This window comes from Enterobacter cloacae complex sp. P47BA (assembly GCF_014930485.1).
GTDB lineage: Bacteria > Pseudomonadota > Gammaproteobacteria > Enterobacterales > Enterobacteriaceae > Enterobacter > Enterobacter bugandensis.
In genome coordinates, this window is record NZ_JADBRF010000001.1 from 224,027 (window position 1) to 247,444 (window position 23,418).

The 23,418-nt window shown below is 57.8% G+C and carries 20 protein-coding genes; 6 read left to right on the forward strand and 14 right to left on the reverse strand.

The annotated features are described in order from the left end of the window. Nucleotides 1–15: 15 nt before the first annotated feature. The 9 genes from IM299_RS01070 to IM299_RS01110 form a co-directional block, all read right to left on the reverse strand. Nucleotides 16–1,308, reverse strand: a complete 1,293-nt coding sequence (locus IM299_RS01070; RefSeq protein WP_028013206.1) for a glycoside hydrolase family 10 protein — start codon at nucleotides 1,306–1,308, stop codon at nucleotides 16–18. Between the two features lie 7 nt (nucleotides 1,309–1,315). Beyond that, complete coding sequence (locus tag IM299_RS01075; RefSeq protein WP_041909918.1) at nucleotides 1,316–1,603, reverse strand: VF530 family DNA-binding protein; 288 nt, start codon at nucleotides 1,601–1,603, stop codon at nucleotides 1,316–1,318. A 94-nt stretch (nucleotides 1,604–1,697) separates the two neighbouring features. Next, on the reverse strand, nucleotides 1,698–3,872 hold the full coding sequence (locus IM299_RS01080; RefSeq protein WP_193356868.1) for a glycoside hydrolase family 2 TIM barrel-domain containing protein: 2,175 nt from the start codon (nucleotides 3,870–3,872) through the stop codon (nucleotides 1,698–1,700). Beyond that, the gene (locus tag IM299_RS01085) at nucleotides 3,869–6,535 is read right to left on the reverse strand and encodes a PAS domain-containing hybrid sensor histidine kinase/response regulator (protein ID WP_193356869.1); all 2,667 of its coding nucleotides are present in this window, start codon (nucleotides 6,533–6,535) and stop codon (nucleotides 3,869–3,871) included. Before IM299_RS01085 ends, IM299_RS01080 begins: the two co-directional genes overlap by 4 nt. Before the next feature lie 11 nt (nucleotides 6,536–6,546). Next, nucleotides 6,547–6,972 (reverse strand): hypothetical protein, encoded by a 426-nt coding sequence (locus IM299_RS01090; protein ID WP_048958250.1) that lies wholly within the window; start codon nucleotides 6,970–6,972, stop codon nucleotides 6,547–6,549. Further along, nucleotides 6,969–8,363 (reverse strand): DUF3131 domain-containing protein, encoded by a 1,395-nt coding sequence (locus tag IM299_RS01095; protein ID WP_193356870.1) that lies wholly within the window; start codon nucleotides 8,361–8,363, stop codon nucleotides 6,969–6,971. The genes IM299_RS01090 and IM299_RS01095 overlap by 4 nt, the downstream gene beginning before the upstream one ends. Further along, nucleotides 8,348–9,895, reverse strand: a complete 1,548-nt coding sequence (locus IM299_RS01100) for a DUF3131 domain-containing protein (RefSeq protein WP_028013200.1) — start codon at nucleotides 9,893–9,895, stop codon at nucleotides 8,348–8,350. Before IM299_RS01100 ends, IM299_RS01095 begins: the two co-directional genes overlap by 16 nt. Beyond that, nucleotides 9,892–11,211: a DUF3131 domain-containing protein gene (locus IM299_RS01105; RefSeq protein ID WP_193356871.1), complete on the reverse strand. Its 1,320-nt coding sequence runs from the start codon at nucleotides 11,209–11,211 to the stop codon at nucleotides 9,892–9,894. Before IM299_RS01105 ends, IM299_RS01100 begins: the two co-directional genes overlap by 4 nt. After that, on the reverse strand, nucleotides 11,208–13,025 hold the full coding sequence (locus tag IM299_RS01110; protein ID WP_028013198.1) for a glycosyltransferase: 1,818 nt from the start codon (nucleotides 13,023–13,025) through the stop codon (nucleotides 11,208–11,210). Before IM299_RS01110 ends, IM299_RS01105 begins: the two co-directional genes overlap by 4 nt. A 280-nt stretch (nucleotides 13,026–13,305) precedes the next feature. On the opposite strand from IM299_RS01110, the gene opgC reads away from it, so the two are divergent. The 5 genes from opgC to IM299_RS01135 are packed head-to-tail and all read left to right on the forward strand — an operon-like array spanning nucleotide 13,306 to nucleotide 17,412. Further along, nucleotides 13,306–14,523 carry an OpgC domain-containing protein gene (gene opgC / locus IM299_RS01115; RefSeq protein ID WP_193356872.1) on the forward strand — a complete coding sequence of 406 codons (1,218 nt, stop codon included), beginning with the start codon at nucleotides 13,306–13,308 and terminating at the stop codon, nucleotides 14,521–14,523. 11 nt (nucleotides 14,524–14,534) lie between these two features. Further along, nucleotides 14,535–15,434, forward strand: a complete 900-nt coding sequence (locus IM299_RS01120; protein WP_028013196.1) for a hypothetical protein — start codon at nucleotides 14,535–14,537, stop codon at nucleotides 15,432–15,434. 9 nt (nucleotides 15,435–15,443) lie between these two features. Next, nucleotides 15,444–16,658, forward strand: coding sequence for a PP2C family protein-serine/threonine phosphatase (locus IM299_RS01125; RefSeq protein ID WP_193356873.1), 1,215 nt, complete (start codon nucleotides 15,444–15,446; stop codon nucleotides 16,656–16,658). Beyond that, nucleotides 16,648–16,986, forward strand: a complete 339-nt coding sequence (locus IM299_RS01130) for an STAS domain-containing protein (RefSeq protein ID WP_028013194.1) — start codon at nucleotides 16,648–16,650, stop codon at nucleotides 16,984–16,986. Before IM299_RS01125 ends, IM299_RS01130 begins: the two co-directional genes overlap by 11 nt. Further along, the gene (locus IM299_RS01135; RefSeq protein ID WP_193356874.1) at nucleotides 16,987–17,412 is read left to right on the forward strand and encodes an ATP-binding protein; all 426 of its coding nucleotides are present in this window, start codon (nucleotides 16,987–16,989) and stop codon (nucleotides 17,410–17,412) included. A 24-nt stretch (nucleotides 17,413–17,436) separates the two neighbouring features. Here the strand turns inward: IM299_RS01135 and IM299_RS01140 are convergent, their stop codons facing one another. After that, nucleotides 17,437–18,924: a UbiD family decarboxylase gene (locus IM299_RS01140; RefSeq protein WP_048958238.1), complete on the reverse strand. Its 1,488-nt coding sequence runs from the start codon at nucleotides 18,922–18,924 to the stop codon at nucleotides 17,437–17,439. Between the two features lie 113 nt (nucleotides 18,925–19,037). On the opposite strand from IM299_RS01140, the gene IM299_RS01145 reads away from it, so the two are divergent. After that, nucleotides 19,038–19,922, forward strand: coding sequence for a LysR substrate-binding domain-containing protein (locus IM299_RS01145; protein ID WP_193356875.1), 885 nt, complete (start codon nucleotides 19,038–19,040; stop codon nucleotides 19,920–19,922). On the opposite strand, the gene IM299_RS01150 is transcribed toward IM299_RS01145, so the two are convergent. The 4 genes from IM299_RS01150 to IM299_RS01165 form a co-directional block, all read right to left on the reverse strand. Beyond that, nucleotides 19,913–20,824, reverse strand: coding sequence for a LysR family transcriptional regulator (locus tag IM299_RS01150; RefSeq protein WP_045630436.1), 912 nt, complete (start codon nucleotides 20,822–20,824; stop codon nucleotides 19,913–19,915). The two genes, IM299_RS01145 and IM299_RS01150, sit on opposite strands and share 10 nt — an antisense overlap. Before the next feature lie 4 nt (nucleotides 20,825–20,828). Next, nucleotides 20,829–21,815 (reverse strand): MBL fold metallo-hydrolase, encoded by a 987-nt coding sequence (locus IM299_RS01155; RefSeq protein ID WP_193356876.1) that lies wholly within the window; start codon nucleotides 21,813–21,815, stop codon nucleotides 20,829–20,831. A 141-nt stretch (nucleotides 21,816–21,956) separates the two neighbouring features. After that, nucleotides 21,957–22,700 carry a 5'-nucleotidase, lipoprotein e(P4) family gene (locus tag IM299_RS01160; RefSeq protein WP_227013006.1) on the reverse strand — a complete coding sequence of 248 codons (744 nt, stop codon included), beginning with the start codon at nucleotides 22,698–22,700 and terminating at the stop codon, nucleotides 21,957–21,959. Nucleotides 22,701–22,786: 86 nt separating this feature from the next. Then, complete coding sequence (locus tag IM299_RS01165; protein ID WP_041909946.1) at nucleotides 22,787–23,314, reverse strand: N-acetyltransferase; 528 nt, start codon at nucleotides 23,312–23,314, stop codon at nucleotides 22,787–22,789. Nucleotides 23,315–23,418 lie beyond the last annotated feature (104 nt).

Below are 23,418 nucleotides of genomic sequence, written 5' to 3' on the forward strand. Positions count from 1 at the left end.
CTGCCTGATAGTCACTTAGCTACCCCAGCGTCCTTTGAGGTAGTTCACCGCCTGCTGGGTCTGCGGCTGGTTCAGGTAATCTTCCCGGAACAGGATGGTGCCGTTCACGTTGGGCAGCGAATCGTTAAGGTCGAGCTGTTTTTTTAGCTCCGGCACGCCGCCCTGTACCGTCCAGTCCGGCTCATTTTTCGACGGTTCGCCCACCTTGTAAAACGCGATACCGATATACAGGCGGGTGTGGGTCGGCTTGACGACGTCGGCCCACCATTTGGTCAGCACGTCGTAGCGCGCGGCGTCCCGGGAGAAGGGCCAGTATATCTGCGGGGCAATGTAGTCCAGCAGGCCCTGCTGCACCCACTGACGCGTATCGGCGTAGGATTCATCGTAGGCCGCGGCGCCGCGCGTGTCCGAACCCGCCGGGTCAAAGGAGCGGTTCCGCCACACGCCCGCCGGGCTGACGCCAAACTCCACGTTGGGCCTGGTCTGCTTGATCGCGCGGGAGACCTGCACGATCAGCTGCTGCGTATTGTGTCTGCGCCAGTCGGCTTTTGAGGCAAATCCCTGGCCGTACTGCCGCCAGGTTTGCGCGTCGTTGAGCGCGGATCCCGGCGATTCGGCGTAAAAGTAATCATCAAACTGCACGCCGTCTACCGGGTAGTTCGCCACCACTTCGGTCACCACTTTGGTTATCCAGTCGCGTACTTCGGGAATGCCCGGGTCGAGAACAAAACGATCGCCGGAGACGCGTACCCATTCCGGGTGCTGAACATAGACGCTGGACGGGGTCAGATATGAAGTCCGATTCAGGGCGGCGATGGTTGAGGGCTTAGTATTGGTCGACACGCGGTAAGGGTTGAACCAGGCATGAACCTTCATGCCGCGCTTGTGCGCTTCATCCAGCATAAACTGCAGCGGGTCGTAACCCGGATATTCGCCGATGTTGCCCGTCAGCATATCTGACCACGGTAGAATTTTTGATGACCAGAGCGCGGTGCTGTCCGGCTTCACCTGGAAAAATACGGTGTTAATCCCGAGGCGCTTAAGGTTGTCGAGCTTGCCGATCAGCGCCTGCTTTTGCATGGTGATGCGCTGGTCGGCGCTGCGGCCGTTCACCGAGGCCACCGGCGGCCAGTCGAGACGAGAGACGGTCGCCAGCCAGACCCCGCGCATCGGCTCGTTTGCCTGCTGCGTCGGTTTGCTGGCGGTGGGAAGAGGGGTAACCAGTGATTTTGGTGGTTTTGAGGAGCAGCTTACAAGTAAAAGCGCGCAGGCAGCCAGCGCACCGATCCGTTTTACGTGTCGCGTCATTTGCGTATTAGCTCTTGATAATCCGACTGTTAGCCCAGGGATTAAAGGCGGGCGCCGCCTGTTCTGCGCTTTCCTCATCGTTGAGGGAGTCCAGATACAGGGCTTCAACTTCCGCGCGCGCCCACGGGGTGCGGCGCAGGAATTTCAGGCTCGATTTAACGCTGGGATCTTTTCTGAAACAGTTAATTTTGATGCGGTCGCCCAATTCGCTCCAGCCATACTTCGCCACCAGGGCGTTGACCATCATCTCCAGCGTTACGCCATGTAAAGGATCTTTGGAAATGTGTGCAGTCATAGGTGTCCGGATGTCTCGATTTTTAGGGGATTGGGGTAAACGCTGAAAGGGTACAAGAAAGCAGGGGAAGCGGCAATTTTCCTTTTCCCCTCGCTCACTTTATGACGGACTCCGTGCGCTGATTTTCACCGACAATTTTTCCCGCGCTGTTTTCAATCGTAAACCGAATCGACACGTCGTCCTGGCCCACGGGCGTAGCCGTCAGCGTTTTGACCATCGTTCCCGAGTCTGCTGCGATCGTCATTGTCGTCGTGCCTTTAGCCAGCACCTTGTCGCGCTGCGTGATACGCCAGGTCAGGCGGCATTCGCTGCACGGTTTCCAGGTGTCGTTGATGGCCCAGAGGCGCACGGTCGCCGCCGCGCCGGATTGCCACTGCGCGGTAACCGGTTCAATGGACGGCAAAACAGGCTGGTACGCGCGCTGGAGCGCGTAAAACCCGGCTTTAGGTTTACGAAGGTAGTCCACTACGCCCCAGTTGATGGAGGGCCAGGTTTCCACAAACATAAAGTGGAACAGGGCCGTCACCGGCTGGTATCGCTGTCGGCGATAGCTTTCGGCCGCCGTGGCCACCAACTGAGACTGGTACGCCTGGGTATTGCGTATCATCGCCTGAATATTCTTCCCGCGCGAAATACCGGCGAACTTAAAGGTCTGGAAGGGCTGAAAATTATGGTATTTCCAGACGGTCCAGCCGGGATCGTCGGCGGCGGTCGTTTTTGGCCAGAGCGACGCCGCCGGGATGATGGTTTTTAGCGTTGACAGGCGGGGAAGCGCCTGCGCGCCGAACTCGGTAATGATCCCCGTTTTGGCTGGGGCAAGCAGGTCGCGCACGGTGCCGAAGTACCAGCCCGCCCAGTAATGCTCCTCAACGGCGGAGAAGCGGTGCACGATGCGGGAGGTATCTTTGGCAAGCGTATCCGCTACACGCTTCGTGAGCTCGCGATTAAGATCTTTATTCCAGTCCGGGAAGCGTTTTTGCATCCACGGCGAGTTCCACGGCGGTTCGTTATGCCCGCCCCAGACGATGATGGCGGGGGAATTGCCAAACTGTTCGATCATCTCCCGCGTCTGTCGAACCGCATTTTCCGTGAAAGCCGCACTGTTGTTGTAGCCCCACTGCAGCGGAACATCCTGCCAGATCATCATGCCCATCTCATCGGCCACGTCATACAGCGCGCGCCCGGCAACGTGTCCGTGCACGCGTATGGCGTTGGCGTTCATGGCTTCCACCAGACGAAGGTCGCGTCGGTATTTTTTTCGCGTCATGGTACCGAGCCAGGGGGAACCGATGTAATTGCTGCCCTTAATAAAAAGGCGCCTGTCGTTTATGAGCCAGCCCTTATTGTCGGGCTGCTCGACGATTTTGCGCAGCCCGGTGCGGGTTACCGCCGTGTCCATTAAGCCGTTTGCATCCCGCAACGCCACGCGAACGTTATACAGGTGGGGTTTCCCCGTGCCGATCGGCCACCACAGCTTTGCCTTCGGCATGGGCAGCGTCACCTGCACGGAATGGGCACCGCTTTCGAGGGTAACCGGAAAGTCAGCCTGATAGGGCCTACCGCTGAAGTTGGCGGGCGTGGCGGTGAGCCGCACGGTCGCCGGGCCCTGACCGAGCGCGCGGTAGCGAATCTCCGCTTTTAGCGTCGGGAGAGTCAGCCCCTGCGACCAGTCGGGCCGCAGGATGGTCTCATCAAGGGTGGCGCCCCGGCTAAGGTGCAGCCGGACCGGTGCCCAGATGCCGCCCGAGTTAGCGTCCTGTCCTTCCGGCGACCAGGCGCCACCGGGACGCGTGTCATGCTGATTCAGAACCCCCTTCATGGCCGTTTTATGCAAAGGCCAGATCTTGTGCGGATCTTCGTAGGGGCTGTCTACCCTGACGATGAGCCGATTGTGACGTTGTAACGCCGGGCTGGAGTCCAGCGAAAAACGCTGAAAGTAGCCCTCATGCTTGCCCAGCGGCTGGCCGTTCAGGGTCACCTCTGCCAGGTAATCGACGCCGTCAAACACCAGGGTACTCATCACGTCGGGGGGCTGCACGGGCAGGGTAAACGCGTGCTTGTACCACAGCGCACCCTGATGATCGTACCCGGCGCTGTACCAGTTGGCAGGAACCTGAAGCGGGTGCCAGCCTGATGCGGCAGGATGTGCGCTGTCATTGGCATCCTGAACCTGCCATTCTCCGGCCAGAGACCAACTGACCGGCGCAGAATTCGCCACCGCGTGGGTGGTCAACAGGGCAACGAGCAGCGTGCAGTTGCGAGCGTTCATTTGTTTACCCCGCGCGCGTTGAGCCACGCCATCAGGCGCAGCGATTCCTGGCGAAGATTTTCTTTCAGGGCCGCAAGCTGGCGCCCATCCAGCGTATGCGCGTCGCTTTCCAGCACCTGCAACTGCTGTGCGAGCGTGCTGAAGTCCAGGGTGACGGCTTCTCCGCGCAGCTTGTGGGCCGCGCGTCGCAGCGCCTCGCGGTCGTTGCAGTCGATCGCCTGGGTAATGGTTTTGATTGCTTCATTTAGCCCTTCGCCAAACAGGGCCAGCAGCTCCTGTACCAGGGTGGGATCGTCAGCGCACTGCTTCAGCAGGCGTGCTTCATCCGGAAAACCGGAGGCGTCTTCGTGGTGCTGGAGCACGCGGGCAATCTCTTCAGCGAGACGCTCCTGGCTGATGGGTTTGGCAATGTAGCCGTCGAACCCCATATTCAGGCAGCGCTCTTTATCCCCCTGCATGGCGTGTGCGGTCATGGCGACGGTGGGTTGAGGCGGTCCGGGCCGGGACTGCTCTTCTTCACGAAGCAGGCGAATGGCGGTCTCACCGTCCATCTCTGGCATCTGAAGGTCGATCAGTAAAACGTCCCACGTATCCGCGCGCCAGCGTTCCAGCAGCGCGACGCCATTGTCGACGATCTGACAGCTATGGCCGAGCCGCTCGAGCAGGCGCGCGGCGACCTTCTGGTTGACCAGATTATCTTCAGCCAGCAGGATCCGCAGTCCCGTGGCTGCAGGCGAGGCGACAGGCGTGGGCGTGCTTTCACCCACGGGTGCTGGCGAACGTTCAAACGCGGCGGCAATCGCCTGATGTAATTCATCCTGGGCGATAGGCTTATGCAGATAGCTCTTGATTCCGATCCGCTTCAGCATATTGATATCAAAATGTCGGCTCATGGAGCTCAGCATGATGATATGGCTTTCAGCAACCTGCGGCAGAACCGAAAGCTCAAGGGCCAGAGACACGCCGTCCATATCCGGCATCTGCGCGTCCAGCAGGATCAGGGGCCACGCTGTTCCCGTTCTAACCCGGTCAATGGCCTCGCTGGCGTTGTTAACGCAGGTGGGTTTCAGTCCCATCTGGCTGAGCATCGCGGCCAGCAGCCGCAGGTTGGTCGCGTTATCATCAACCACCAGTACGGGTTCACCGTTAAAGCGCTGGCTATGTGGGCGCTCTCCGGGCGCAAGGGTCTGCGCCGCCAGGGGTAGCGAGAACGAAAATTCGCTGCCTTTTCCCGGCTCGCTGGAGACCGTTAATTCGCCCCCCATGGCCGCAACCAGTCTTGCCGAGATGGTTAGCCCGAGCCCCGTACCGCCATAGCGGCGGGTGGTTGAGTTATCCGCCTGGCTGAAGGCTTCAAAAATAGCCTTCTGCTTATCTGCCGGTATGCCAATGCCGCTGTCGCGCACGCGAAAACGCCATCGATTCGCGCTATCGCCGGGCTCAACAACCAGGATAACTTCTCCCTGATGGGTAAATTTCAGCGCGTTGCCCAGCAGATTGGTCAGGATTTGGCGCAGCCGCGCGCCGTCAACCAGCAGCACATCGGGAACGTCGGGCGCAATATCAACCAGCAGCTCGATGCCTTTTTCGCTCGCCCCTGGCATGTGCGGGCGAATGAGAGACTGAATAAAGGGGCGGACAGGTACGGGTTCCGACTCCAGCTCCACTTTGCCGGCTTCAATTCGGGAAAAGTCGAGAATATCGTTGATGATATGCAGCAGAGACTGGGCAGAGCTCATCACCAGGGTCAGATAGTCGCGCTGATCGGCGCTCAGAGACGTATCCAGGCACAGCTGGGTCATGCCAATAATGCCGTTCATCGGGGTACGAATTTCATGGCTCATATTCGCCAGGAACGCGCTTTTTGCCTCATTGGCTTTTTGTGCCTCAATGGCCGAGGCGAACGCCTGAATTTCAGCCTCTTTGCGCCGCGTAATATCCTGCAGCGTGCCAATAACGCGCTCTGCGTTTCCCTCAATGGAGAGCGTAACCACCTGGCCGGACAGCAGCATCCAGCGCAGTCCTTCGGTAGGGTGATGAACGCGAATTTCACATTCAAAGACCGGACGATGATCCTGCTTCGAAGCGTGCAGCGCCTTGCGTAGCGCTGCGCGATCGTCCTCGTGGACCTGATTGAGGAGAAAACGCACCGGATATCGCCACTGTGTGCGCGACTGGCCCAGCATGGCAAGCAGGGTATCGTTGACCTGGAGCGTGTCGCCGGAAACCTGCCAGTCCCAGATCCCGATATGAATGGATTCCGCCGTCAGCAGAAAGTCGTCATGCAGCTGGTGGCGCGCGCGCTGCGCTTCATCCAGCTCCGTAACATCGCTGTGCAGGCTGACAATACCGCCGTCCGCAAGCCGCTGATGCTGGACGAAGATCCGCCGCTGGCCCGCCTGGCGCACCTCGCAGTGTTTATCCTGCCGACAGTTGCGCACGATCGACTCGCGCAGCGTCTGACGCAGGCCGGGGTCGACGTTGTAAACGGCATCGATAAAGCGTTCCGCCAGCGCCTCAAGTGTCGTTCCCACCTTCAGCCACGGGGTAATGACCGGATAAAACAGGGCCACGTTGTGATTCCAGGCCTGCAGGCGTTCCTCGCGGTCATAAATCATGACGGCGGCCGGCAGCGCGTTAAGATCGTACGTGAATGAACTCATCGTGATTCCCCCTACGCGCGGTAGTGCAGTTCTGCCTGTCGGCGAAGGTATTCCAGCCCGGGCGCGATCGCCATGGCCCAGGCGGTGAGGATCTCATCGTCGCACTGCGGATCGCGCAGGCTCACCGCGTTCAACATCGCTTCGCGCCAAAAGGCAAAAAACCGCGGGGGAAGGTGGAGGCCGTCGTCGCTTTGCTCCCGCGCCAGGCGCTCGAGAAAATCAGGGACAATCAGGGCACCGTCGACCGCAAGCATGGCGAAGAAACTTTTAAACAGGGTCTGCTGACCCTCCCGATCCGGCAGACGAGAAAAATGCGCCTCGGTTTCGGGTGACATATGGACGAAGGCGTCATAGAACGTCTGAAAAAACGCGGTTTTTTCATTATTCGGAAAGACGCGGTTCAGACTGGATTCAAACAGATCGCGATAGAACTTCACGGCGTCCTCCTTATGGTGCTTTCGCCCGGCAGACAGTGCCCGATGGGCGTGTATTGCTCCGCCAGACGGCGTGAGAAGTAGCTCTCTTTCTTCGACCGACGCACGTCAAAAAGCGGCCCGGCGTTGTGTTTAAAGAAGAGGGCTTCCAGCACCGTGGCGTTGGTCGAGAGGGTTAAGGCAGCGTTGGTATCGCCCGTGGCTTCCTGACGGCCTTCATACCAGCCTTTCTGCGGATCGTTAAGGTGTTTGGTGACCGTCATCAGCACGTCGGTGTACGGGGTGTCCCACAGCGCCCACAGGGCAAAAACCGCTTTAGTCGATACCTGTGCGAAACGGGTGTAGTCCCGGCCATCGTCTCCGACAGAGTTCCAGGCATAGCCATTTCCCCAGACGGTATCCTGGATATGCCAGGGCGCCTGAGAGAGCGTGAAATCTGCCCTGGCCGTCAGGATTTTATCGGTCTCCCAGCGGGTCTTCTGGCTCAGCCAGACGTTTTCGGCCTGCTTGCGCAGACGCTGTTGCAGATCGGCCGCAACGCCTTCTGGCTCCCAGCCAAACTCCAGGCCCGGCAGCATATAGGGAAGGGTGGTAATCAGAGAGGGCTGCCACGTGGTGCGCGGATCGCGGGCATCGACGGCCAGACGCCGCTGGGCGATGATGACGTGGTGCGCCGGGGGCGTAAATGCTTTATCCGGGGAAAATCCCCACAGCTGAAACGCCGTCGCGGCATATTCACTTTCGCCCAGCCGCAGTTCCTCCCGCACGACCGGCTGACCGTTTTGCAGGGAAGAGGACCACAGTTCGCCTTCGCTGTCGATGACCGGGCAGAAATTCCAGCGCAGGATAATTTTATCCAGGTATTCGCTGTACTGCGGCTCCCGCTCTGCGGTAAGGCGCAGGGCGAGCATCAGACGCGCCATGTCGCGCGCGGACCAGCCGTTTTTGCTGGGCTTGCCGCTAAAGTCGACTGGCGTCGCCGTCTGGCTGGAATAGAGTCGACCCGGCGTTCGGGCATCGGTCAGCATCAGGCGGTTAAGGGTGCCCATGAGACGGGTTAAGCGAGCGTCATACTCGGCGTCCTCAATCAGTCCCAGCTCTTTTGCCGCCAGCAGGGCGATAAGCGTATCGCCCATTTGCCAGAGCGTGACGCGGGGCTGTTTGTCGCTCCCGTTGACCAGTCCCGTTTGCGGCTGGGTATTATTGACGAAATAGCGCCAGGCGATCGTCGCCCACGTCTGCTCTTCCGGCGTCAGGGCGGCGATACGCACGCTGGAGTGCCAGCCGCCGTGGATTAGCCAGCGCCAGCCTGCGCCCTGATGACCAAACAGGGCAAAAATGACCCCGCCTGCAAGGAGTAATCCCGCGAGCCCTCTGGCTAAGGTTTTAAGCATTGCGCAGTCACCGGAGGCAGTTTAACGGGCTCGTCTACGCTGCATGACGCGCACTGACAGGCCTGACAGGCGGGTTTGGTACGCTGCGTGACGCCGGTCCGGTCGCACCAGCTTTTTATGGCCGGTGTGCTGCTAAGGAACGGACGGCTGCGCAGAGCGTTGTTCTCTTCAAACTGATCGAGCAGCTTGCGATCCCACAGCGACGGGGCAAAATCCTTGCTCTTTGGGTTGTCGGTGTTGAAGGCCAGCAGTTTTCCCTCTTTCTTGAACAGCAGGGCTTCCAGCATGATGCCGTTATTATTCGCGGTGAACTCTTTGATCGGGCCGTCACCGTTTTCATACAGCCCTTCGTAATAGCCTTTTCCCTCTTCGTTGGCATTCTCAATCGTATTCAGCAGGCGGTCGGTATAGGGGGAGTTCCACAGCACCCACATGCCCAGCGCCGCCTTCAGCGATATCGCGGCAGCGTTGGGGACGAACTGGCCTTTATCGGTAATGGTGTTCCAGTTGTATCCGTCGCTGAAGACGGTGTCATAGACGAAATAAGGGGCCTTATCGAGCTGGTGCTCGGAGCGCGCGGTGAGGACGCCGGTAATGGTATAGCGATTCTCCTGAGCCTGATAAACGCGGTCAGCAAAGTTTTTCATCCACGTCAGGGAGTAGTCGCGCGGGGCGTTATCCCGGTCGGTCGGTTTATCAAAGCCGAACTCCAGCCCGTAGAGCAGGTAGGATTCCGTCACCACGTAGTTATGCTGCGACGTGTTGCGCGGGTCGCGCGTATCGTACGGGACCAGCACGCAGTAGATTTCGGCCAGCTCGTAAGGCTGCGGACGGCTGGCTTTACAGGTATTAAACCCCCAAAGCTGGAACCCGGCCGCGCCGTACTCTTCATAGCCCAGCCGACCTTCCTGAACGTACTTCGGCTGGCCGTTCTCGAGATAGGCCCCGTACAGCGTGCCGCAGGGGTCGATCGCGTGGCTGAAATCCCAGCCGAGCACCACGTTATCAATGCTGTTGCCGTATTCCGGATAGCGCTCTTTGACGATTTTCAGCCAGACCAGCATTCGCCCGATATCCAGCGCCGAGAAGCCAATTTCGCCGGGCTTGTTGGTGTAGTCCACCTTCTGGGCGCTGATGGTGTTATAGGCCTTGTTGGGCAGCTCGTTGCGGAACAGTACCAGGGTGTTTAACGTGGCGAGAAATTTCAGCATCCGGCGGTCAAATTCCGCTTTATCAATGATCCCGAGCTCGCGCGCCGCCGTCAGGGCGGCCAGATAGGAGGCGCTGTCCCACATGGTGGTGGAGGGAAATTTGTTGACCGCATTCACCAGGCCCGTCGTGGGCTGATAGTTGGTGACGAAATACTGCCAGGCGTTTTTCGCGATGGTCATCTCTCGGACCGTCAGCTCGCCGCTGCGCGGGGAGTAACCTGATGCAGGAAGCTCGGTGTCCGCACGCACGGTCGATAACGCCAGCCAGCAGATCGTTATTCCCGTGAGCAGGTGGAAAAGGATCGGGGATCGTGGCTTCATGGCGTTGCTCCTGCTGAGGGGGAAGTGTAGAGGCAGGCCAGACAGAGCATCTGACCATGCGCGATGTAAGACAGACTTTCCAGCACAATGGCATTGGTATCGGCGTCCACGACGGCATTGACGCTGTTGTTGAGATTTAATCCGCGCTGCCAGCCTTTACCCGGTACCTGAAGCGGCAGAACCTGCTGGCGCAGCGCTTCGCTCCAGCTGTTGCGGAACAGGGCATACCAGGCAAACGCGGTGCGGGTGGAGGTAATTGCCACTTTCTCCGGCACCTCGTCGCGCAGGTTGCGCGCCTGTACCGGCTGCCTGTTCGGCAGATCGTTGACGTAATCCGGCGCCGGTTCGGCGTAATCCGTGCTGACAGGGGGTTTTGGGCTGCGCAGGCTATGACGCCGCTGCTGGATCTGCATAATCCGCCACGCAATCTCAGCGCTCTGCGCGTCAAAGCCCAGTTCAAGGCCGGTTAACAGGTAGGGGAGACTGATCAGGGAGGTTTGCTTGCCCCAGGGCGTGCGTAGCCCTTCATCCGGCACCATCACGCCGTCCAGATCGATCATCTTTTGCCCTTCAGGCGGGTTGGTTACCGCGAGGCCTGCCGCGCTGTCAATCAGGCGCAGCGTATGGCTGGCATAGAGACGGTAGCCAAAACTGTCCCGCTGTTCATCATCGGTCAGCGTCCAGTGATGGAGCGGCACGGCCGCCTGGCTTTGGACGTTATGTTCAATCAGAGCGCCGGTGTTCCAGAGGCTGAAGAGATCGTGGATAGCCGCCGCGTGCTGAGGATAGCGCCACAGGAGGGTCTGAAGCGCCGTCAGCAGGCGGCTCAGACCAATTGCCGAGGCGTCGGGTTTGCCGAGGATTTTCAGGGTGTCGGCATGGTAATACGCAGCTGGGAGGCCTCGCTCGTTGAGCGGCAGCTGCCCCAGCGCGAACAGGGCCGTACCGATCCTCTCGTCGAACTCATCGGCGGAAATAATGTTGAGCTGCTCTGCGGCAGCGGTCGCAAACAGGTAGCTTCCGACGCTCCAGAGGCTCAGCCAGGGTTCACCGTCGCTGGCATTCGGCAGGCCGTTTGGCTGGGTATTATTCACGTAGTATTGCCAGGCGACCCGCGCCCAGATGGCTTCGTCATATGTCAGGGCGCGTTTCGCAGGCAGCGGCGGGAAGTCTTTGCTGAGCGCGATGCCGCCGCTGCTTTCCACGCGCGTGGGCATCTGTTTCTCCACCCAGACCACAATGGCAAAGCCGAGCAGGAACCCGAGCAAAATGGTGAGGTAGCTGCGCGCGGGCAGCAGGGCATCACGTATCCTCATTGGGTGACCTCATCCTCTTCGGCGGGCGTCCACATGGCCGCGAAAATCAGCGGCAGCATGGCGGCGATGTTCACCCCTCCCCAGAAAATATTGATGACGTAGCCAGAGGGGTCGTCCACCTGTCCACGCGCCACCTGAATACCGCCCCAGATAAGCCCTGCGAGGGTCAGCACCACGATGGCAATCTGCGGCTTCACCAGGTAGAGAAAACGGCCCGTCTGCCGCTCTTTAGGCGTGACGTGAAATTTGATCTGCTCGCCCCGCAGCACCGTATTGAGCGCGCGCAGGTTCATGGAAAAGAAGGAGAGGTATGAGGCCCTGCCGTCCCAGGCCGAGATCCCCCATGTGCCGAACATAAACGCCAGTTCAGAGAAGATAAAAAACGGGAGAAAATGCAGATAGAACGGCGTCGACCAGGCGGACACCGGCGGAATGCCGGTAAACAGATAGATAATGGGCGAAATCAAAAATACCGTGTTCCACACGCAGGCCATGTAAGACCAGAAGGTGGTGGCATACATTAGCGTCTGGGGGAGGGAAAGCCGGAAGCGGCGACGGCTGAAGATATTGTCATGGAACAAAATATCCAGCGAGCCGGCGGCGTATTTAAAGCGCTGGATCATCCAGGTCAGCATATCCTGCGGAGAGAGCATCTTCGACTCCACCCGCGGATGCATAACCGAGCGCCAGCGTCGCGCGGCGTCACCGTGCAGCAGCACCGAGGTGTAAATATCTTCCGAGACGTGAAATTTGTAGGGGGTGAGCTCGGTGTCAAACGCCACGTGCGGGCGCATCGCCTCCTGCAGCGCTTCGCGGGTTTCTTCATCGCGGATGTCACGGGTGTGGCGATGGATCTCCTCTTCGACGGACCAGACGTAGCTCCTCAGCGCGGCTTGCATGACCGCCTCGCGCCGGTGGATGGAGGCCGCGCCGCAGCAGAAAGCCGCGTTCGCCCAGTTGCGCCGCCGCAGGATCACGTCATAGAACATGCGCGGATCGTTAAAAAACGGGTCGCGGCCTACGGTGACCGGGCCAACACACTTTTGAATCAGCCAGCCCAGACCGTAGCCCACTTTTCCGGCTTTTCGCTGGCCCCAGCGTGACAGATTTTCTCCTTCCGGAAGGTCGAAGAACCACTGCGGCGTCTGCACCCAGGCCACGTCCGGATCGCGAAAATAGCCCAGCGTATGGCTGAGAAGGGTGGGAAATACGCGGGTATCGGCGTCGCAGATAACAATGAAATCACCGTCGGTTTGCTCAAGACCGTTGCGCAGGTTGCCGGCCTTAAAGCCGATATTGGTCTGACGGCTGATATAGTTAACGCCTTCCTCATCGCAGACGGCTTTCATCTCCGGGCGGCGACCGTCATCAAGCACGTGGATCCGGTAGTCAATCGGGTACGGGTAGGCCATCTTCAGGGCGTCGCGAATGGACAGCCTGACCAGCTCGGTATCTTCCGAGTAGGTGGCAATGAACAAATCCACTTTAACAGGACGAGGTTCTACGGCCTCTTCCGGAAACAGGCATTCGTTGATTTCGCCGGGGGGCGGACACTGGGGGGGATCCTGTTCTTTCCATAAGTTGATGGTAAACAGCACGGTCCCTATCCACGCGAGCGTTTCGGCGAGGACCAGCGGTATGGCATACCATAGTGCGTCAGTATTCAGGGAGGCGGTCCAGCGCCAGTAAATATAATTTGCACCCAGAATAAGTGCCGCGACCGCTAATACCTGCCAGGTCATCATGACCCAACGCGGTGTTGTTAACGGTTCCGGAGGACGACGATGTTCAAAACGGGAAAAATAAAAATCCATAGTTCCGGCGTTCCTGATTCCGTGAAAATGCAGACCCATTCTGCTGCGCAGACAGTTGCCCAAAAGCGAAAGAAAATAGCGAGTAAACAAGATTTAAGATAAGTGTAGAACGCCGAATAAAAGTGTCCAGCGTCGTTTTTATTAATATGAAGTGGTAGTTAATTTGGATTTAATTCTGCTTAATATGTTTCATCTGCCGGTGATAAATTGCAGTTACTATTCCTTTAGACTATCTACTTTATTTAGACCTTAATTTTCGTTTTCAGGCAAAGGACACCCTATGAGCCATGTTGCGCCGTCGATTGCGCAAGAAGATGACGCTAAATCAATAACATGGAGGTATTCCGTTGCAGGTGCCCGTGACCTGAGAATTGACTTTATGCGCGGCATTGCCCTCGTCATGATGGTCGTGGCGCATACGGAGGTGATGTCGATATTTAATATATTCTCCTGGGAGCGTTTTGGGTTAACAACAGGTGCAGAAGGCTTTGTCATTCTCTCCGGGTTTATGCTGGGAATGCTGAATCGCGCGCGTCTGCAAAAAGTGGTTTTGCTTACGGTTTCCTGGGGGCTTTATCTCAGGGCATGGAAAATATATCGCGTAAATATCATTATCATAGTGTCGTTTATTCTGCTGGCCTATATCCCCCATATTAACGTTTTCGAGGTCACCCATTTTACCGACCGATTTTCAGGTCAAAGCTGGTCGCTTTATCCTGTGACGCCGCAAATTAAAGAGACCTGGTTCAACATTATTCTCTATTTGCAGATCGGCCCCCACCAGACGCAAATTCTCGGACTGTATATCTTTTTGCTGCTACTCAGCCCGCTATTTTTAGGGATGCTGCAGAAAGGAAAAGTCTGGTGGCTGTTAGGGCTGTCGCTGCTGGTGTACAGCCTGTGGCAGCGGTGGCCGCTCCGGCTGACGCCGTCGGAATTCGAATTTGCCTTCCCGCTGCTCGCCTGGCAGTTCATCTTTGTGCTGGGCATGGCCAGCGGCTGGTATAAAGCCGAACTGCTCTCGTTCGCCCGGACGCCCCCGGGCAAAGGGGTGGTGGTGGCGCTGGTCATGGTGTCACTGGTGCTGGGATTTGTCGCCCAGAACCATACCAACCCGTTTATGCCGCCCGCGCTGCTGATGCACGTCATCCCGCCTGACAGCTTCAATTCGTTTTATCACACCTGGGCGGCGAAGAATGGGCTGGGCCCGGTGCGGGTATTGAACGATATCGCCCTGATGGTCACCGTCTACCTGGTGCTGACGTATTGCTGGACGCCGCTCAACCGCCTGCTGGGATGGTTCCTCATCCCGCTAGGGCAGCACTCGCTCTATACCTTTATTTTGCATGTGTACGTGGTGCTGCTGGTGAGTCAGTTCATCACCTTCGATTTATGGCGTCACGCCTGGATAGAGAACACGTTAGTGCATGCGGCGGCACTGGGTATTTTGTGGCTGATGGCAAAATACGACGTCGGCGCACGCTGGATACCTAACTAAGGATGGCGGTTATGCGCGAAAAATGGCTTCTGGCGGGCGTGCTGCTCGCCGCGATACCCGCCGCGGAGGCGGCGCAAAGCAGTGATAAAGAAACCCTGCGCGATAAGAACGGTGAACCCGTTCAGGCAGGCGTTTTTACCAGCCGTTGGGGGCGCCTGTTCTCGGGTAACGACAAGAAATTCTCAGGTGCGCTGAGCTTTAGCTCGGGACTGAAAGAGCAGTGGATGAGCATTCCTAACAGTTCAGACACCGCCACGGAAAAGAAAAAGATTAACCAGACGCTGAATCTCAGCCTTCAGTATTCCCCCTACAGCTTCTGGTTTGCCAACATTACGTCCCGACTGCCGGTCAGAGACACCAGCCGCTACACCGCCGATTTTCGCTACAGCTTCGGCTACGATGACTGGCACGCCAACACCGTGAGTCTGGTTTACAGCAACTACGGCGATAACCATTTCTGGACATCGGGCAGCCGACGACACACCTATTTCGAACAGGGCGCCTTCACGCTGGCCTATAAGTTTTCGTTACCGAAACCGGTTGAAAACACGCTCCTGATTAATAAAGGGGATTCCATCATTTGCCAGGTCGGGTACAGTTGGGTACCGCGCTACTACGACCTCAGCAGCGATGACATCCGCAAAAATAAAAACGTCATGCTCGGCGGCTGCGGCTACACCTTCAAACAACATTTCTTCGTTCGCGCGACGGCATTCTGGTTCCCGGACAGCAGCCAGCAGCAGCCCTGGAACGGCGATTACAGCTACAGCTTCGGTTATGCCGGCTATACGCCGGGTTCGTTCTCCATCCAGTACGCGAACTATGCGGGAACGCGCTATCCGGGGCACGGCAACGGGAATGCAAAATTCAGGGAAGGGACCGTGAGCCTCATCTGGTTCTTACCGCTTTAGGAGGGATGTATGTCGGCGCTGCACGTGTTAATCGTTGAAGATTCGCTGATTTATCGTCGGTTACTCTCCCGAATGCTCACCCAGTGGGGATATATCGTGAGCGAGGCGGAAAATGGTGTCGACGCGCTGGAAATCTTGTCCAGCCAGCCGGTCAGCATGGTGATAAGCGACTGGGAAATGCCGGAAATGGACGGACTGACGCTGTGTCAGACTATCCGCAACCGTCAGTTTGGCCGCTACGTGTATATCATCCTGTTGACGGCCCGCGAGAATGCCGGGGACGTGACGCAGGGGTTTGATGCCGGAGCGGATGATTTTTTGAGTAAGCCCGTTGAGCAGTCTGAACTGCGGGCGCGGCTCCATGCCGGGGTCCGTATTCTGACGCTGGAGGCGACCCTCGCGGCGCACAACAAGCGCCTGAGTGAAGCGTTGCATCAGATTGAAAAAGATCTGGAACTGGCTGCGCGCGTTCAGCACTCGGTGCTGCCTTCACGCCGCTTACGCTATGGCGACTACTTCTCCGACTGGCTTTTCTTTCCGTCAGCCTGGGTTTCGGGCGATGTGTTCAATATTTTCCCTCTGGATTCACATCTGGGATTCTATTGCGTTGATGTCTCGGGTCACGGCGTGGGGGCCGCGATGATGTCCCTCGCGGTGGCTCGCCAGTTTTTACATGGCCGGGTGGTGGATCGCTTTCTGTTTACCGAAGAGGGGGGGATTCAGTCACCTGCGGAGGTTGTCAGGATGTTGAACAGCCGCTTTTGCAGTGAAGAGAGCGACATCACCAGTTATTTCACGCTCATTTACGGCGTGATCGATCCAGAGACTGGCGAAGGGTGGCTGTGCCAGGCCGGGCATCCTACTCCCTTCATTGTGAATGCGGACAGCGCCGTCACGTCCGTGGGCGATGGCGGACCGCCGGTCGGGCTAATCCCGGATCTGAGCTGGGAAGACGTCGCGTTTACCCTCCATCCGGGGGATCGCTTATGCTTATTCAGTGACGGTATTACCGAGTGTGAGAACGTCAGCGGCGAGCAGTTTGGCACGCAACGTCTCGAACGCTGGCTTCATGAGCATGCCCGGCTCCCCGTTGACCAGCTCCTGCCACGGTTCGGTGACCACCTGACCGGCTGGCGCAATGCAAATCGTGATGAACCGATCGCCTTAACTGATGACGTGTCACTGCTCGTGATTGAGCGTCAGGGAGAACAGAATGATAATTAACACCGAACGATTACCGCATGCCAACATTCTCACGCCCGCGGTCCGACGGCTGGACGCCTCCGTTGCTGCGACGTTTAAAGCGTCCGTGACGGAGGAAATCGGCAGCGATCGTAAAGCCTTAATCGTCGACTTTAGCAAAGTGGATTTCATCGACAGCAGCGGGCTGGGGATGCTGGTGTCGTTGTTTAAGCTGATGAACGGGAAAGGCGACATGGCGCTGTGCTCTCTGAACCCCGGGATCATGAACATGTTCACCCTGACCCGAATGGATCGTATCTTCCGTATCTATCCGGATAAACATAGCGCGCTTGCGCAGCTGGGGCAGTAGATGCAGAGGCCAGAGCATGCTGAATTTCCGGCGGCGATCGCGTCCCTGACGCCGCTGTCCGACTGGCTGAGAGACAGGCTGAGCGCGCTTCCCGTCGATGACGAGTGGCGTTTCGCCTTCGATCTCGCCGTTTGTGAAGTGGCAACGAATATCATCCGCTACGCGCTTCATGAGGATAATTCGAGCGTCTTTAGCGTACAGTTCGCCATCCGCGGCAATGACGTCTGCCTTGTTTTTATCGACGCAGGTGACGCGTTCCCGCAGGAGCGTCTTGAGATCGCCCGGCGAGACCGTTTCTGCGAAATGTCGCCGCTGCTGGAGAGCGGCAGGGGGCTGATGCTCATATTGCTGAGCGTCGATCGTTTCACTGTTGAACGCGTGGCGGGTGAAAATATCGCCACGCTTGAAAAGAAAATACGTGTATGATCTGCGGGCCATACGCGCGTGATTTTATTTCTTATCGGCAAACAGCTCCGGCGCCCACGGACGCGGATCCACTTCCATAAACGGCGCGCGCTCGAAGCGGTCCTTAAGCGCCCACGGCACCGTGCAGTCAAAGATCGTCTTGCAGGAAATGCCGTTGCCGCGAATCGAGGTGCTGTAATCCGGCGACTGGGACGGATCCAGCTGGTGGCCGCGGATCCCCGGAATATTGGTGATGCTCACATCGCCCTGCATGCGCGTCGTCATCGCCCACAGGATGTCGTCGCTGTCGAAAATATCCACATCTTCGTCGACAAGAATAATGTTTTTCAGCTCCGAATAGGTGGCTAAGGCGATGAGCGCCGCCTGGCCCTGGCGTCCTTCGTCTGACGGCTGGCGTTTTTTCACCTGCAATATGCCGAGGAACTTACCGCCGCCTGCGGTATGGGCATAGACGTTTTGCAGGAAGCCCGGGATTGCCTCTTCAACGGCATTACGGATGCTGGCCTCGGTCGGCAGTCCGGCCAGCGTGGTATGTTCTTCCCCCGGTCCCACCAGCGTCTGCAGGATCGCGTGGTTGCGCATGGTCACGGCTTTCACTTTGATCACCGGCAGGGAGGGATTCGCCTCACCGCAGTAGCCCGGGAACTCCGGCATCGCGTGGCCAGTGTTGGTATGCTGATCCTCTCTTACGCGCACGCCCGGAAGCAGTTCGCCTTCGATGATGATTTCCGCCCGTGCGATGGCTTTCTCTTTGACCGCCACGCCCTGCACCAGCTCGACCGGCTGCTGGCGCAGCGCCCCGGCGACGCCCAGCTCGTTGTAGCCAAACGGCGTGGTAGGGGCCTCAAAGCATGCGCCGATATAGATGGCGGGGTCGAGACCCATGTTGATCGTCACCGGCAGCGGTTTTCCGGCATCCTCCGCTTTTTTACGGAAGACTTCGATATGTCGCCCGGCGGCAAGGAACATGGAAAGCTCGTCGCGCTCCTGCACGCAGAGGCGGTGAATGGTGACATCCGTCAGCGAGCTGTCTTCCGGATCGCTTGCCAGCACCAGCCCCAGGCAGAAAAACGGACCGGCATCAATTGGCGTATTGGTCGGTGCCGGAAGCAATTTGCGAAGATCGAAGTCAGGATCGTCAGCGTAGAAGACCTGTTCCTGGCAGGGGGCCTGCGAGGCCGGAACGACAACCGGTGCGACCGGCTTTTTCACCGCATGGCCAACGTGTTTTGCCAGTTCAGACGGTTCGCAACCTAACAGCAGCGCCGCGCGCTCGCGGCTGGCGTGCATGCCCACCAGAATGCGGGAGCCCGGATAGCCCTTAACGCTGTTGAACATCATGGCCGGACCCGTGCGGGTCGGACGTTTGACCGTGCCGCCTGCGCCGACATGGCGATAGACACCCGCCAGTTCCGCGTTGGGATCGACCGGATGATCGGTTTCAATATACTGCCCTTCGTGGCGCTGCAGTAAGGCGATGGCGCTGCGGAGATCGTTGACTTGGTTTTCCATATTTTCCTCCCTCGGTTGAATACCTCCATTTTTATGGCAAAGACCAATAGCATCAATTTCATCATTTCTGTTAAATTGATAAGTAAATTTATATCAATACAGGGAGACGTCTCGTGCAGTTTCGTCAGATGCGCCACTTCATTGTCGTTGCCGAAGAGCTCCACATGCACCGGGCCGCCGAGCGTCTGAACATCGCCCAACCGGCTCTGAGCCAGCAGATAAAGGCGCTGGAAGAACGTTTAGGCGTCACGCTTTTCAGCCGGGCGAACCGCCGCTTAACCCTGACGCCCGCGGGCGAAGCGTTTCTGGTCAAAGCCCGGCTTGCCATCTCGTTGACCGAGCAGGCGGTGCTGGATGCCAGACAAACGGCACGGGGCGAGCAGGGGGAGTTAAACCTGGGGTGCGTGTCGAGTGCGATGTTTGACGGCAGGCTACCCGCCGCGCTGCGCCAGATGCACAGCCGCTGGCCGGCCATTACCATGTCCCTGATGACGGGAAATGTGCAGACGCTCTACGCCGCCGTGCAGAGCAACCAGCTGGACGTGGCCATCATCCGCGCGCCGCTGCCGTCGCTGCCTGACGATCTGCAAAGCCGGCCGTTCACCTCGGAGAAAACGGTGCTGGCGCTCTCTCGTCAGCATCCGCTCGCCGGATCGTCCGCGCTGACGCTTTCGTCGGTGAAAGACGAAAAATGGATCTCGCTGCGCGATCCGGATGGAATGGGGCTGGAGCAGTACTTCTATGACGCCTGCAGCGGGGCGGGCTTTCAGCCGGACGTGGTGCAAAATGCGACCGACGTGCCCACGGTGATAAGCCTTGTTGCGGCCGGATTTGGGCTGGCGCTGCTGCCCGCGTCGGCAAAGGCAGTGAGCGTTGAGAATGTCGTCTACGTGGACATCCTCGACCGGCTGCGGGAGAGCGAACTCACCCTGGTTTGCCACCGGATTATTCGTTCAGAAGTGCTTAAAAAGTTTCTGGTCACGCTCGATCACACCTGACGTCCGGCGGCCCGCAGCAGCTGCCCGCGCAGCCAGGCGTTCGCCGGATCCTGGCTGTTTTTCGGGTGCCAGTACATGTTGATGGTAATGGGCTGGAGCGGCAGCGGCGGTGGGAAAATATCCAGCGTGCTGGCAAACTGCTTCAGCATCCGTTCCGGCAGGGTACATACCAGGTCGGTACCGGCAACCAGCGCAGGCGCCATAGCGTAGCTCTGGGTGGACATGGCAACGTGTCGCTGATAGCCCAGTCCGGCGAGGGTTTGGTCGACAAATCCGGTAAAGGGATCTCCCGCCGACGACACCACCAGATGGGAAAGCGCGCAGTAACTTTCCAAATCTAACGGACCTGTTCCACGCGGATGAGCTTTGCGCTGGGCGGTGGCAAACGCGTCTTCGAGAAGTTTGCGCCTCACCCATCCGTCATGGGCGCCCGCGCTCACGCCGATGTAGATATCCACATCACCGTTTTCCAGCTGCTGCGGCAGGTCTACCATCTCCGGCAGGGCGAAGCGCAGGCGGATGCCGGGGGCATCGGTACTCACCTGGTTAAGCAGCGCGGTGCCGAGCATCAGCGCCGGGTTTTCATGCAGCGCGATAACAAATGTCCGGCTGCTGGTTTGCGCCTCAAACGTGGTGGGGGCGAACATCGCGTGGATGCCGCGTAGCACGCTTTCAACCTGTGGCCTCAACGCCTCCGCTCTCGGTGTGGGTAACACCCCACGTCCATGTGGGGAGGGAATAAACAGCGGCTCGCCAAAGAGCGTGCGCAGACGCGCCAGGCGGGCAGACAGCGCGGGCTGGCTGATGCCCAGCCGCGTGGCCGCATGAGTGATGTTCCTGTCCTGAAGCAGGGCGTCCAGCGCCAGGAGCAGGTCGATGTCCATGTCAGATATACGCGACATCACTCTACTTCGCGCCGCTGGCGTCCCGGTTGGTATAGGTGACAGGGACCCAGGCATAGCCGCCTTTCTCACCTTTCGTCACATAGCCTATGCCCGGGAAAGGCAGATGGGGCGCGGCAATAAGGTCTTTATTTTTCACAAAGTCAGCGAACGCATGCTCGCGTACGCTTGCCGCTTTGTTCTCATCTTCATCGTAGGTGATGGTCACCGCAGGCTGCGGGAACTGGACCGCCGCTGCGTGAATGATGTCGCCGACAAAGGTGATCTTCTCGCCTTTACTTGTCAGCGTGTAGAAGGCTGAACCCGGCGTGTGTCCGGGATGAACCGTGCCGGTCAGCCCCGGAAGAATCTCCGATGTGCCGCTAAACGGCACCACTTTACCCGCGTCAAGATAGGGTTTTAAGGTCTTCTGTGCGACATCGAAATAGTTCTTGCCGTAGCCGGTTTTCTTCTGATTGTCGTCGTTAAGGAAAAAGTCGATGTCCGGTTTGCCAACGAAAACGCGCGCGTTGCTGAACACCAGCTTGCCGTCTTTCACCAGGCCACCCGCGTGGTCGGAATGGGCGTGGGTCAGCAAGACTTCAGTAATGTCCTCGGGTTTGATTCCCTGGGTGGCGAGGCTTTCAATCAGACGTCCGCCGTTGCCGGGGCCAAAGAGCTGGCCGGAACCGGTATCCACCAGGATTTTGTGTCCGGGCATCGCAATCAGGAACGCGTTGATGGACACTTCCGCCGGGTTGGTCTGAAAGTTTTTCGCGAGCAGTGCATCAATGTTTTGCGGCGTTGTCCGGCGCAGCAGCTTGTGCAGATCCTGCGCAACGGTCCCGTCCGTAAACGACGTTACCAGAACGTCACCGACCTGCACGCTGTAACCGCCCGCTGGTTGTTTAACGACGTGCTGCGGCGTTTCTGCCGAGGCCTGCAGCGCAGGGTAGAACAGCAATGAACTGGAAATCAGCGTGGAAAGAGCAAGTTTTTTCACGGTAAGCATACGAGTCTCCTTTGAAAGTGCTCATCTTACTGCTCCGTAAAATTATAAGAACCTGCTCAGAAATGATAGGACCTATAAACGAGATAAATAACACAGCGCAACAGCCGGGTGGTGGTGAAGCCTTTCCCGGCCCGTAAAGCGTTATTTTTTCAGCGGTGCGTTCCAGCTATCCAGCGTGGCCCTGGACCAGGCACCATAAGCGGCATTAGGCAGCACAATCCAGTCGTTGCCGAAGTGTTCGGCGCTGGCTTCAACCAGCTCACGCTGCTGCTCGCTCGGTTTTTTGTTTTTGAACTGTACGGCGAAGTCCGGCAGGCTGTCGCCGAACAGCATCACGATCTGCTGCTTTTTGAGGATGCTCTGACGGCGCTCTTCCTTGCTGACCGTATCCAGCAGCACGCTTTCGTCAGACACCTGCGGCAGGCCGAGAGCGTTTAACGTCTTCAGCGTGTCGGCTTTGTTTTCCTGCATACGGTCCGAAACATAATAGATGCGGACCTTGCTTTGATTCACATGGTCAAGAAAGGCCTTTGCTCCCGGAATTAAGCCGGGTTTTCCCTGTTTTTCCCAGTCGCTCCAGGTATCCCATTTCGTATAGTCGTGACACTGCGCCATGTCGCGCACCAGCAGAGGGGTGTTATCCAGCACCGTTTCATCCAGGTCCATCACCACGGCGTAATTTTCAGGTGTTTTCAGATCTTTTAATTTTTCGTTGAAACGCTCGGTGGCAAACCGATACGTCTGCAGCTGAAGGGCCAGAACCTCTGCCGATTTCTGCTGATAGCGCAGCGCCATTTCGTACGCTTTGGGTTCACACAGCTCGCGCTCAGCGGCCGTCGCCGCTGCACTCAAAACGGGTAATGCCAGCAGTAATGCCTTAGCCATTGAATTCACGCTTCTTTCCTCAACACCGTGGTTAAAATCCCGAAAGCGTAATGAAGTTCAATGACAGAAATATGAAGGCAGCGGCGCTACACCAGCATGTAATACCAGAACAGGGCGACCTCGTCTTTTTCCGGTAAGGCGTTGTAGAGATACCGATCGTACCCGCCCAGGGTGAACCCGTAGTTACGGTAAAACAGACAGGCGGAGACGTTCACATTTTGTGTTTCAAGCCGTAATCCCGGCGCGTTTACGCTGCGGGCCCACACGTGCGCGGCAGCCATTAATTTTTGCGCGGCGCCGGTTCTGCGTCTGGTGCGATCAACGGCAATATAATCCACTGAAATAAATTTATTCCAGCCGATTGACGCGGTAATAAATCCGGCTAGTTCACCGTCATCGGTTTCCGCAACAAGAAATATGGCGTCCGGATTAACGCAATGGTTTTCAAGCGTTTGGATGTCGAGTTCGTAGGTTTTTATCCAGGGCTCGGCGACGGCTTCAATATGCAAATCACAATGGATAAACGGCTCTCGCGCAATGTGGCTAATGGTGAAAGAAAAGTCACAACATTCAAGACGGACGAGGTCCGTATTTAATCCTTTTCGAATCTGCATAGTATTCCCGATAGTGAGTTATTTCATAAAGAATAGACGACGCGGTTAAATCCGCTGAGCTCACGCACTTGTGATCCTGAACTAAGCTTGTACTTCGTTCCGCG

Excerpts from the sequence above, each read along its gene's own strand:
- IM299_RS01155 (WP_193356876.1), bottom strand. The coding sequence starts at position 21,815 with ATGCTTACCGTGAAAAAACTTGCTCTTTCCACGCTGATTTCCAGTTCA.
- IM299_RS01160 (WP_227013006.1), bottom strand. The coding sequence starts at position 22,700 with ATGGCTAAGGCATTACTGCTGGCATTACCCGTTTTGAGTGCAGCGGCG.
- IM299_RS01100 (WP_028013200.1), bottom strand. The coding sequence starts at position 9,895 with ATGAAGCCACGATCCCCGATCCTTTTCCACCTGCTCACGGGAATAACG.
- IM299_RS01150 (WP_045630436.1), bottom strand. The coding sequence starts at position 20,824 with ATGTCGCGTATATCTGACATGGACATCGACCTGCTCCTGGCGCTGGAC.
- IM299_RS01120 (WP_028013196.1), top strand. The coding sequence starts at position 14,535 with ATGCGCGAAAAATGGCTTCTGGCGGGCGTGCTGCTCGCCGCGATACCC.
- IM299_RS01165 (WP_041909946.1), bottom strand. The coding sequence starts at position 23,314 with ATGCAGATTCGAAAAGGATTAAATACGGACCTCGTCCGTCTTGAATGT.
- IM299_RS01110 (WP_028013198.1), bottom strand. The coding sequence starts at position 13,025 with ATGGATTTTTATTTTTCCCGTTTTGAACATCGTCGTCCTCCGGAACCG.
- IM299_RS01070 (WP_028013206.1), bottom strand. The coding sequence starts at position 1,308 with ATGACGCGACACGTAAAACGGATCGGTGCGCTGGCTGCCTGCGCGCTT.
- IM299_RS01135 (WP_193356874.1), top strand. The coding sequence starts at position 16,987 with ATGCAGAGGCCAGAGCATGCTGAATTTCCGGCGGCGATCGCGTCCCTG.
- IM299_RS01085 (WP_193356869.1), bottom strand. The coding sequence starts at position 6,535 with ATGAGTTCATTCACGTACGATCTTAACGCGCTGCCGGCCGCCGTCATG.
- opgC (WP_193356872.1), top strand. The coding sequence starts at position 13,306 with ATGAGCCATGTTGCGCCGTCGATTGCGCAAGAAGATGACGCTAAATCA.
- IM299_RS01130 (WP_028013194.1), top strand. The coding sequence starts at position 16,648 with ATGATAATTAACACCGAACGATTACCGCATGCCAACATTCTCACGCCC.
- IM299_RS01105 (WP_193356871.1), bottom strand. The coding sequence starts at position 11,211 with ATGAGGATACGTGATGCCCTGCTGCCCGCGCGCAGCTACCTCACCATT.
- IM299_RS01075 (WP_041909918.1), bottom strand. The coding sequence starts at position 1,603 with ATGACTGCACACATTTCCAAAGATCCTTTACATGGCGTAACGCTGGAG.
- IM299_RS01125 (WP_193356873.1), top strand. The coding sequence starts at position 15,444 with ATGTCGGCGCTGCACGTGTTAATCGTTGAAGATTCGCTGATTTATCGT.
- IM299_RS01095 (WP_193356870.1), bottom strand. The coding sequence starts at position 8,363 with ATGCTTAAAACCTTAGCCAGAGGGCTCGCGGGATTACTCCTTGCAGGC.
- IM299_RS01080 (WP_193356868.1), bottom strand. The coding sequence starts at position 3,872 with ATGAACGCTCGCAACTGCACGCTGCTCGTTGCCCTGTTGACCACCCAC.
- IM299_RS01140 (WP_048958238.1), bottom strand. The coding sequence starts at position 18,924 with ATGGAAAACCAAGTCAACGATCTCCGCAGCGCCATCGCCTTACTGCAG.